At 70.8% G+C, this 8073-nt stretch carries 12 protein-coding genes; 6 read left to right on the top strand and 6 right to left on the bottom strand.

Translation table 11 applies throughout. From position 1 onward, the window contains the following. From Q2100_RS12855 to pspM, 4 genes are all read left to right on the top strand, one after another. The coding region (locus tag Q2100_RS12855) for a CinA family protein (protein ID WP_302914362.1) at positions 1 to 229 on the top strand (229 nt) is incomplete at its 5' end. Positions 230 to 359: 130 nt separating this feature from the next. After that, the gene (gene clgR, locus Q2100_RS12850; protein ID WP_302914361.1) at positions 360 to 692 is read left to right on the top strand and encodes a transcriptional regulator ClgR; all 333 of its coding nucleotides are present in this window, start codon (positions 360 to 362) and stop codon (positions 690 to 692) included. 169 nt (positions 693 to 861) lie between these two features. Further along, the gene (gene pspA, locus Q2100_RS12845; protein WP_264011372.1) at positions 862 to 1683 is read left to right on the top strand and encodes a phage shock protein PspA; all 822 of its coding nucleotides are present in this window, start codon (positions 862 to 864) and stop codon (positions 1681 to 1683) included. Between the two features lie 19 nt (positions 1684 to 1702). Further along, positions 1703 to 2533: a phage shock envelope stress response protein PspM gene (gene pspM / locus Q2100_RS12840; protein WP_302914360.1), complete on the top strand. Its 831-nt coding sequence runs from the start codon at positions 1703 to 1705 to the stop codon at positions 2531 to 2533. Between the two features lie 4 nt (positions 2534 to 2537). Here pspM and Q2100_RS12835 read toward each other — a convergent pair whose 3' ends face one another. Next, the gene (locus Q2100_RS12835) at positions 2538 to 2954 is read right to left on the bottom strand and encodes a DUF5313 domain-containing protein (protein ID WP_302914359.1); all 417 of its coding nucleotides are present in this window, start codon (positions 2952 to 2954) and stop codon (positions 2538 to 2540) included. A gap of 7 nt (positions 2955 to 2961) precedes the next feature. Then, a complete protein-coding gene (locus Q2100_RS12830; protein WP_302914358.1) occupies positions 2962 to 3399 on the bottom strand; it encodes a limonene-1,2-epoxide hydrolase family protein in 438 nt (145 codons plus the stop codon). A gap of 39 nt (positions 3400 to 3438) precedes the next feature. Between Q2100_RS12830 and Q2100_RS12825 the strand changes: the two genes are divergently transcribed. Both Q2100_RS12825 and Q2100_RS12820 read left to right on the top strand, forming a co-directional pair. Next, on the top strand, positions 3439 to 4611 hold the full coding sequence (locus Q2100_RS12825) for a glycosyltransferase (RefSeq protein WP_302914357.1): 1173 nt from the start codon (positions 3439 to 3441) through the stop codon (positions 4609 to 4611). 9 nt (positions 4612 to 4620) lie between these two features. Beyond that, entirely contained in the window at positions 4621 to 4815 is a 195-nt protein-coding gene (locus Q2100_RS12820; RefSeq protein ID WP_264011366.1) for a DUF3046 domain-containing protein, read from the top strand. Between the two features lie 9 nt (positions 4816 to 4824). Here the strand turns inward: Q2100_RS12820 and Q2100_RS12815 are convergent, their stop codons facing one another. Genes Q2100_RS12815 through hypD form a run of 4 tightly spaced genes read right to left on the bottom strand, consistent with a single transcriptional unit; the run spans position 4825 to position 8069 of the window. Beyond that, positions 4825 to 5157, bottom strand: a complete 333-nt coding sequence (locus Q2100_RS12815) for a hypothetical protein (RefSeq protein WP_302914356.1) — start codon at positions 5155 to 5157, stop codon at positions 4825 to 4827. After that, positions 5157 to 5912 carry a DUF6390 family protein gene (locus Q2100_RS12810; RefSeq protein WP_302914355.1) on the bottom strand — a complete coding sequence of 252 codons (756 nt, stop codon included), beginning with the start codon at positions 5910 to 5912 and terminating at the stop codon, positions 5157 to 5159. The genes Q2100_RS12815 and Q2100_RS12810 overlap by 1 nt, the downstream gene beginning before the upstream one ends. Next, the gene (gene hypE / locus Q2100_RS12805) at positions 5912 to 6976 is read right to left on the bottom strand and encodes a hydrogenase expression/formation protein HypE (protein WP_302914354.1); all 1065 of its coding nucleotides are present in this window, start codon (positions 6974 to 6976) and stop codon (positions 5912 to 5914) included. The genes Q2100_RS12810 and hypE overlap by 1 nt, the downstream gene beginning before the upstream one ends. Then, positions 6969 to 8069, bottom strand: coding sequence for a hydrogenase formation protein HypD (gene hypD / locus Q2100_RS12800; protein ID WP_264011363.1), 1101 nt, complete (start codon positions 8067 to 8069; stop codon positions 6969 to 6971). Before hypD ends, hypE begins: the two co-directional genes overlap by 8 nt. Positions 8070 to 8073 lie beyond the last annotated feature (4 nt).

Below are 8073 nucleotides of genomic sequence, written 5' to 3'. Positions count from 1 at the left end.
CGTCGGGGCCCGCCAGCGCTGCGGGGCGACCTGGGGTGTCGGCCTGACGGGTGTGGCGGGCCCGGAACCGCACGGCGGGCATCCGGTCGGCACCGTCTTCCTCGGCCTGGCCGGGCCGGTGGACACCGTCGTGGTGCAGCTGAACCTGTCCGGGTCGCGGTGGGACGTCAGGGTGGCGGCGGTCAACGAGGCGATCGGCCGGTTGCGGGTGATCGTCGAAGCCCAGTGATCCGCGGCGCCCGCGGCAAATAGTGATGACGATGTGGGAACCGCCCGGCGAACCGCGGCGTTCTACTTCATGACGTCTGAAACGACGACGTCGGTACGACGAGGACGCTTCCGGCGAAAGAGGAGGGCACATGGCGGCATTGCTGCGCGAGGTGATCGGTGAGGTTCTGCGCCGTGCCCGGACATCACAGGGCCGCACCCTGCGGGAGGTGTCGGACTCCGCCCGGGTCAGCCTGGGCTACCTGTCCGAGGTGGAGCGCGGCCGCAAGGAGGCGTCCAGCGAGCTGCTCGGCGCCATCTGCGGGGCGCTCGATGTGCCGCTGTCGCGGGTGCTGTCCGACGCCGGCCACGAGATGGCAGGTCAGGAACACGCGGCCGCGACCCGTGCCCCGGCCGGCACGGCCAACATCGACGTCAGCACCAAGGTGGTCATCCCGCAGGTCGTCTCCATGGCGGTCGCCTGAGTCCGAGACCGGCCTGCGACCGCGCAAAACGCCCGCAGGGGTGTGGTGACGTGCGTGAAACCGATAAGTTGGCACAGGAGAACTGCGGGCGCCCCGTCGCGGCGATGATGGCCTCGACGGCGACCCGGACCGAAGACACGAACAACGACTCTTAAGGCGGAGCGAACTCATGGCCAATCCGTTCGTCAAGGCGTGGAAGTACCTCATGGCGCTCTTCAACTCGAAAGTCGACGAGTACGCCGATCCGAAGGTGCAGATCCAGCAGGCGATCGAGGATGCGCAGCGCCAGCATCAGGCGCTGACCCAGCAGGCCGCCCAGGTGATCGGCAATCAGCGACAGCTGGAGATGCGGCTCAACCGGCAGCTCGCCGACATCGAGAAGCTGCAGGTGAATGTCCGCCAGGCGCTGACGCTGGCCGACCAGGCCGTCGCCAACGGTGACGCCGCGAAGGCCACCGAGTACAACAACGCCGCCGAGGCGTTCGCCGCGCAGCTGGTCACCGGCGAGCAGAGCGTCGAGGACCTCAAGACGCTGCACGACCAGGCGCTGCAGGCCGCAGGCCAGGCCAAGAAGGCCGTCGAGCAGAACGCGATGATGCTGCAGCAGAAGATCTCCGAGCGCACCAAGCTGCTGTCGCAGCTGGAGCAGGCCAAGATGCAGGAGCAGGTCAGCACCTCGCTGCGGTCGATGAGCGAACTGGCCGCACCCGGCAACACGCCGAGCCTGGACGAGGTCCGCGACAAGATCGAGCGCCGCTACGCCACCGCGATGGGTGAGGCCGAGCTCGCGCAGAACTCCGTGCAGGGCCGGATGATGGAAGTACAGCAGGCCAGCGTGCAGATGGCCGGGCACTCCCGGCTGGAGCAGATCCGCGCGTCCATGCGCGGCGACGCCCTTCCCGCCGGCGGCAGCCCTGCGGCGAGCTCGACGCCCGCCACCCCTGCCGCCAACCCGAACCAGGCCACCCCCGAGAATCCGCTCAGTCAATAGCTCTGGAAGGGATCAGCGCATGACATCCCGGACGACACCCAAGTTGTATCGGAACCCCGTCGTGCGCTCGAGCGTGCAGCGCGGCATCGACACCGCTGCCGAGTTCTCCGACGTGCTCGCCGAGAAGCTGCACGCCGCCGCCGATCCCCGCGCCAAGGCGCTGCGCAAGCGCCGCTGGGCGCTGCGGCTCGGCCTGTTCTTCGTCGTCTCGGCGGTGTTCTGGGTGCTGGTGACCGTCGTGCTGGCGTCCTGGAGCACCCCGGCCTGGGCGCTGCTGATCCCGACGCCGATCGCGGCGGGCGCTGCGTTCCTCGCGACGCTGTGCCTGCTGCGGTACCGGTGGCTGCGCTCGACGCCGCTGCCCCCGGAACGGACGCGCGGCAGCAGGCGGCTGCCGCCGTGGAACTCCGCGGCCCGCAGGCCGATGGCCGCACTGGTCGACGCCGAGCGGGGTCTGCTGTCGCTGCTCGGGGTGCTCGAGCGGGGGCGGATGCTGCCGGCCGACGAGCTTCGCGAACTCCGGGCGGCGGCCGAGCACTCCGCGGCGACCATGGCAGCCACCGCGGCCGAGGTGGTGTCGATGGAGCGGGCGGTCAGTTCGGCGCCGCAGGCCCGCGCCCACCTGGCGCCCACCATCACCGCCTTCACCGCGCAGATGGATCAGGGTGTCCGCCAGTACCACGAGATGGTCACCGCGGCAGCGCAACTGGTTTCGGCCGCCAACAGCGGGTCGATGTCGAGTTCGCCGTTGTCGGCCCGGCGCCACCGCGACGAGTTGGTGGACGCGACCGATCGGCTCAACGGCTGGGCGCAGGCGTTCGACGAGCTTGGGCGGTTGCGCAGGACCTGAGCCGCTAGATGTCGTGGCTCGAATGCGGGCCGGTGCGCGGCCCGTACTTGTCGATGTAGGCCTGGTGGACGTGCGCGTTCTTGCGGCGGGCGATCACGTCGACCAGGCCGGGATCGAGCCCGTGCTTGCGCAGCATGTGCCTGCGCCACACCTTGTTCAGCGCGTGCGAGAAGTACACGAACGGGATGAGGATCGGCAGCGTCATGCTCAGATGCACGTCGAGCGTCGTCGGGATGAGCCAGAACGGCGCCAAAACCACCACCGCCGGCAGGAACACCCGGAACATCATCCGCCGGGCAGCGCCCTCACCCGCCAGGTCCTCGGCCACCCACCTCCGCATGGAATCGGGCAGACGCCGCCCGTAGCAGTACGGGATGTACTGCAGCAGGTTGGGCCGGGGACCGGTGGCGGGGTTGCCCATCGCGGAGTTACAGCGTCGGACGGAGCGCCGGGATCACGGCGCCCAGCAGCCCCCGCGCCACACCCTTGAAGAAGGTCACGTTGTCGAAGTAGTCCCGCCACAGCGTGATCTGCCCGGCGTGCACCTCGAACACCCCGCACACCCAGAACTGCACCCGCACCGGGCCGAACACCAGCACGTCGGTCCGCTCGTTGAGCACCGTGTCACCCTCGGCGACGTTGCGGTGGATCTTGACCTCGAAGCGCATCCGTCCCTGGCCGCGGCGGAACAGGCTGACGATGCGGTCGCGGCCGCGGATCGTCGGGTAGCCCACGTTCTGCCACACGATGCCCTCGGCGAGTGCCGCCTCGGCGGCGTCGAAGTCCTCGTCCTGCAGGGCGTACAGGAACGTCTCGACCGTGCGTGCATTGGCGGTGCTGTCCAGCGCCGGTGTGGTCTCCGTCATGGTGGTCAGCCTAGTCACCGGCTGTGGCAGGGTGGGGCGGTGCGCGTCGCCGTGGTTGCCGGACCCGACCCCGGGCACGCCTTCCCCGCGCTGGCACTGTGCCTGCGGTTCGCCGCGGCCGGCGACAGCCCGGTGCTGCTCACCGGCGTCGAATGGCTGGACACCGCCCGCGCGGCCGGCGTCGAGGCGGTGGAACTGGCCGGCCTCGACCCGATCGACGTCGACGACGACACCGACGCCGGCGCGAAGATCCACCAGCGGGCGGCGCGGATGGCGGTCATCAACGTGCCGCGCCTGCGGGACCTGTCGCCCGACCTGATCGTCTCCGACGTGATCACCGCGTGCGGGGGACTGGCCGCCGAACTGCTCGGCCTGCCGTGGATCGAGCTCAATCCGCATCCGCTGTACCGGCCGTCCAAGGGTCTGCCGCCGCTGGGCAGCGGCCTGGCGCCCGGTGTCGGGGTCCGCGGGCGGCTGCGCGATGCGGTGATGCGCACGCTGACCGCCCGATCGTGGCGAGCGGGACTGCAGCAGCGGTCGGCGGTGCGGGTCGACATCGGGTTGCCGGCCGACGACCCTGGCCCGCTGCGCCGGCTGATCGCGACCCTTCCCGCGCTGGAGGTGCCGCGGCCGGACTGGCCGCAGGAAGCCGTCGTCGTGGGGCCGCTGCACTTCGAGCCGACGGACCGGGTGCTCGACGTGCCGCCCGGGACGGGTCCGCTGGTGGTGGTCGCGCCTTCGACGGCGACGACCGGCACCCAGGGCCTGGCCGAGCTGGCGCTGGCCCACCTGACACCGGGCGACGTGCTGCCCGAAGGGTCGCGGGTGGTGGTGTCGCGGCTGGCCGGACCGGACGGCGAGGTGCCGCCGTGGGCGGCGGTCGGGCTGGGCCGCCAGGACGAGCTGCTGCGGCACGCCGACCTGGCGATCTGCGGCGGCGGGCACGGGATGGTGTCCAAGACACTGCTGGCCGGGGTTCCGATGGTGGTGGTGCCCGGTGGCGGTGATCAGTGGGAGATCGCCAATCGCATTGTGCGCCAAGGCAGTGCGGAGCTGGTGCGACCTCTGGACGCCGACCGGCTGACGGCCGCGGTCCGGCAGGTGCTGTCGTCGCCGCGCTACTCGGCGGCCGCCCGCGCGGCCGGTGCGTCGGCGGGCGCCGTCGCCGATCCGGTACGGGTGTGCCACGAGGCGCTCGCCGCTCCGGCGTAAATTGGTCGCGTGCGCCTGACGGAATTCCGGGAACTGGTCGACGGACAGTTCGGCTCCGTTCGTGGCCAGTCGCTGCTCGTCGATCATGTGCTGGCTGCGCTCGGCGGCCGGACCGCGGCGCAGGCCATCGAGGACGGCGCAGAACCCCGCGACGTGTGGCGGGCGTTGTGCGCGGACTTCGACGTGCCGCGCGATCAGTGGTGAGGGCTCAGCTCACTGCCCTTCGGTGACCGGTTTGACGGCGCCGCCGGTGCGTTCGGGGCTGTCCCCACCGCCGCCGCCGTCCGGCTTCGCCTCGGTCTGTCTGCCCTCGTACGGCGGCACGGCCGGCTTGGCGTCCGAGGGCGGCGACTCGGTCTTGTCGCCGCCGGTCTGCCGCGGCTTGCCCGCTTCGTCGTGGGCGGGCACGGACTCGTCGCCCTCCACCTTCCCCGACGGCCGGTCCGTCGGACCGCCCGAGGGCTGGTCCGATCCGGTGTCGCGCGATCCTGGCGCTCCCCGCTCTTCCTGGGGCTCGGCGGACATGGGGCTTCCCGGTGTGTTCATCACTTCTCCTCACGATCTCCGCGCTGTGGCGGCATGGAACTCCTTGTGGTGTTGACGACGGCGAGGGTGGAGCGCGTCGCCGCGTCGAGCGCCGCGGTCTGCTCGGCGGTGAGCGTTCCGCAGATCCAGTCCCAGTGCGCCGCGACCGCGTCGCCGGGCGCGGGTGCGGCGGTCAGGGACGTGCCGTTGCGGTGCCAGCGCACCCGCTCGGCCCGCGGATCGCCGAGTCGCAGCCGATCCGCCTCGAAGGTCAGCGGCCGGGACGTGATGACCGCGTCCTCGCCGGTCACCGATTCGACGGTGCCCCAGCGGATGCGACAGCTCTGCATCACCCGCACCGGTGTGCCGGCATCGCGGTCGAGGAATCGCACCCACGGATAGACCGCGAGCACGTGCAGGCTGTGGTGGGCCAGCACCTCGGCCGTGTCCGGCACTTCCGCCAGCAGGCCGGTGACCTGTCCGCGGAAGGCATGGCGGAGACCCGCGAGCAGGACGCCGGGATCGACGCGGTCCAGCAGCGGCCCGCCGATCCAGTAGGCGCTCACCACCTCCTCGTCGAGCGGGTCGGCGATGCCCGCCGCATCGGCGATCGCCGTCAGATACGGCCAGGCTCCGTCGAACTCCTGCGCATGCGCCGCCAGGTCGGGCACCGCGACACCTGCCGGTCCGCAGTAGCCGAGTTCGTTCGGCGGGTAGGCGAACCGGCCGAACGTGGCATGGCCGGGCGCGACGCGCTGATCGACGGCGCCGCTCATCAGCAGATCCGCGGAAGCTGTTCGCCGATCGGCAGATCCACCACCCGGGTGCCGCCGAGCGCAGTGCGCGCGACCACCATGCCGGGATGCTCCCCGACGCACCGGCCGATCACCGCCGCCTTCGCGCCCAGCGGATGGGCGCGCATCGCGGCCAGTACCCGGTCGGCGTCCTCGGGCGCGACGAACGCGACCAGCTTGCCCTCGTTGGCGACGAACAGCGGGTCCAGGCCCAGCAGCCCGCAGGCGTCGCGCACACCGGGCGGGACGGGCAGCGCAGTCTCCTCCAGTGCCACGCCGACCCCTGCGGCCTTGGCGATCTCGTTGAGCGTGGCCGACATCCCGCCACGCGTCGGGTCACGCAGGGCGTGCAGGTCGGCTCCCGTGCCGATCATCGCGGCCACCAGGCCGTTCAGCGGCGCCGTGTCGCTGGCGATCGAGGTGGCGAATTCGAGGCCTTCCCGGCAGCTCATCACCGCCACCCCGTGCACCCCGATCTCACCGCTGACGATCACGACGTCACCGGGCGCGGCACGCTGCGGGCGGATGTCGACACCCGGATCGATCAGTCCGATGCCCGAGGTGTTGAGATAGATGCCGTCGCCGTGGCCGGTGTCGACGACCTTGGTGTCACCGGTGACCAGCTTCACCCCGGCGGCCAGCGCGGCCGTACCGACGGCGTGGGCGACGCGGGCGATGTCGTCCAGCGCGGTGCCCTCCTCGAGGATGAACGCCGTCGACAGCACCATCGGCGTCGCGCCCGCCATCGCCAGGTCGTTCACGGTGCCGTTGACCGCCAGGTCACCGATCGTGCCGCCGGGAAAGACCAACGGCTTCACCACGAACGAGTCGGTGGAGAAGGCCAGCCGGACGTCGCCGACCTCGATGACGGCCGAGTCGCCCATGCCCGCGTCGGCCGCCGAGCCGAACGCGGGCAGGAAGAGGTGCTCGATCAGTTCGGCGGACATCGCCCCGCCGCCGCCGTGGCCCATCACGATGTTCGGCGCGTCGCGAAGCGGCGCCGGGCACACCCACTGCTCCATATCGATGCTCGGGGTGTCAGGCATGGCTCACCTCGAGCCGCCGGTACAGGTAGTACGCCGCGCACGCGCCCTCGGACGAGACCATGGTGGCGCCGAGCGGATTCCGCGGGGTGCACAGCGTGCCGAAGGCCGCGCACTCGTGCGGTTTGATCAGCCCCTGCAGCACCTCGCCGGACCGGCACACCGCGGACTCGGCGGTGTGGATACCGGTGACGGCGAAGCGGTGTTCGGCGTCGTAGTCGCGGTAGCCGGGCGAGAGCTGCCACCCGCTGTCGGGGATGGTCCCGATGCCGCGCCAGCCCCGGTCGGTCACCTCGAAGACGTCGGTGAGCATGCGCCGGGCCGCGGCGTTGCCCTCGGCCCGCACGGCGCGGGGATAGGCGTTCTCCAGTTCGTGGCGCCCGGACTCCAGCTGCAGCACCGTCCGCCGGATGCCTTCGAGGATGTCCAGCGGTTCGAAACCCGTGACCACGATCGGGATCTCGTACTTCTCACACAGCGACGGGTATTCCTCGGTCCCCATCACGCTGCACACGTGACCGGCGGCCAGGAACGCCTGCACCCGGCAGGTGGGGGACTCCATGATGGCCGCGATCGCTGGCGGCACCAGCACGTGCGAGACGAGCAGCGAGAAGTTCTCGACACCCAGGCGCTTGGCCTGATAGACGGTCATCGCGTTGGCGGGCGCCGTCGTCTCGAATCCGATGCCGAAGAACACCACCTGGCGGTCCGGGTTGTCGCGGGCGATCGTCAGCGCGTCCAGCGGCGAGTACACCACCCGCACGTCGCCGCCCTCGCTCTTGACGCGGAACAGGTCCTTGTCACTGCCCGGAACGCGCAGCATGTCGCCGAACGAGCAGAAGATCACCCCGGGCCGGGACGCGATCTCCATGGCCTTGTCGATGATCTCCAGCGGGGTGACGCACACCGGGCAGCCGGGCCCGTGGATCATCTCGATCTCGTCGGGCAGGAGCTGGTCGATGCCGTGGCGGATGATCGAATGTGTCTGTCCACCACATACTTCCATGATCGACCAGCGCCGGGTGGTGACCGCCTTGATCTCCTCGATCAGCTTGCCGGCCAATTGTGGATCGCTGAACTCGTCCAGATACTTCATGACG

The sequence above is a fragment of the Mycolicibacterium arseniciresistens genome (assembly GCF_030519285.1).
GTDB classification, from domain to species: domain Bacteria; phylum Actinomycetota; class Actinomycetes; order Mycobacteriales; family Mycobacteriaceae; genus Mycobacterium; species Mycobacterium arseniciresistens.
This window is presented reverse-complemented; position numbering and strand designations above follow the sequence as displayed.

Coding starts and splice junctions, on each gene's coding strand:
- clgR (WP_302914361.1), top strand. CDS start 360: ATGGCGGCATTGCTGCGCGAGGTGATCGGTGAGGTTCTGCGCCGTGCC.
- pspA (WP_264011372.1), top strand. CDS start 862: ATGGCCAATCCGTTCGTCAAGGCGTGGAAGTACCTCATGGCGCTCTTC.
- pspM (WP_302914360.1), top strand. CDS start 1,703: ATGACATCCCGGACGACACCCAAGTTGTATCGGAACCCCGTCGTGCGC.
- Q2100_RS12835 (WP_302914359.1), bottom strand. CDS start 2,954: ATGGGCAACCCCGCCACCGGTCCCCGGCCCAACCTGCTGCAGTACATC.
- Q2100_RS12830 (WP_302914358.1), bottom strand. CDS start 3,399: ATGACGGAGACCACACCGGCGCTGGACAGCACCGCCAATGCACGCACG.
- Q2100_RS12815 (WP_302914356.1), bottom strand. CDS start 5,157: ATGAACACACCGGGAAGCCCCATGTCCGCCGAGCCCCAGGAAGAGCGG.
- Q2100_RS12810 (WP_302914355.1), bottom strand. CDS start 5,912: ATGAGCGGCGCCGTCGATCAGCGCGTCGCGCCCGGCCATGCCACGTTC.
- hypE (WP_302914354.1), bottom strand. CDS start 6,976: ATGCCTGACACCCCGAGCATCGATATGGAGCAGTGGGTGTGCCCGGCG.
- hypD (WP_264011363.1), bottom strand. CDS start 8,069: ATGAAGTATCTGGACGAGTTCAGCGATCCACAATTGGCCGGCAAGCTG.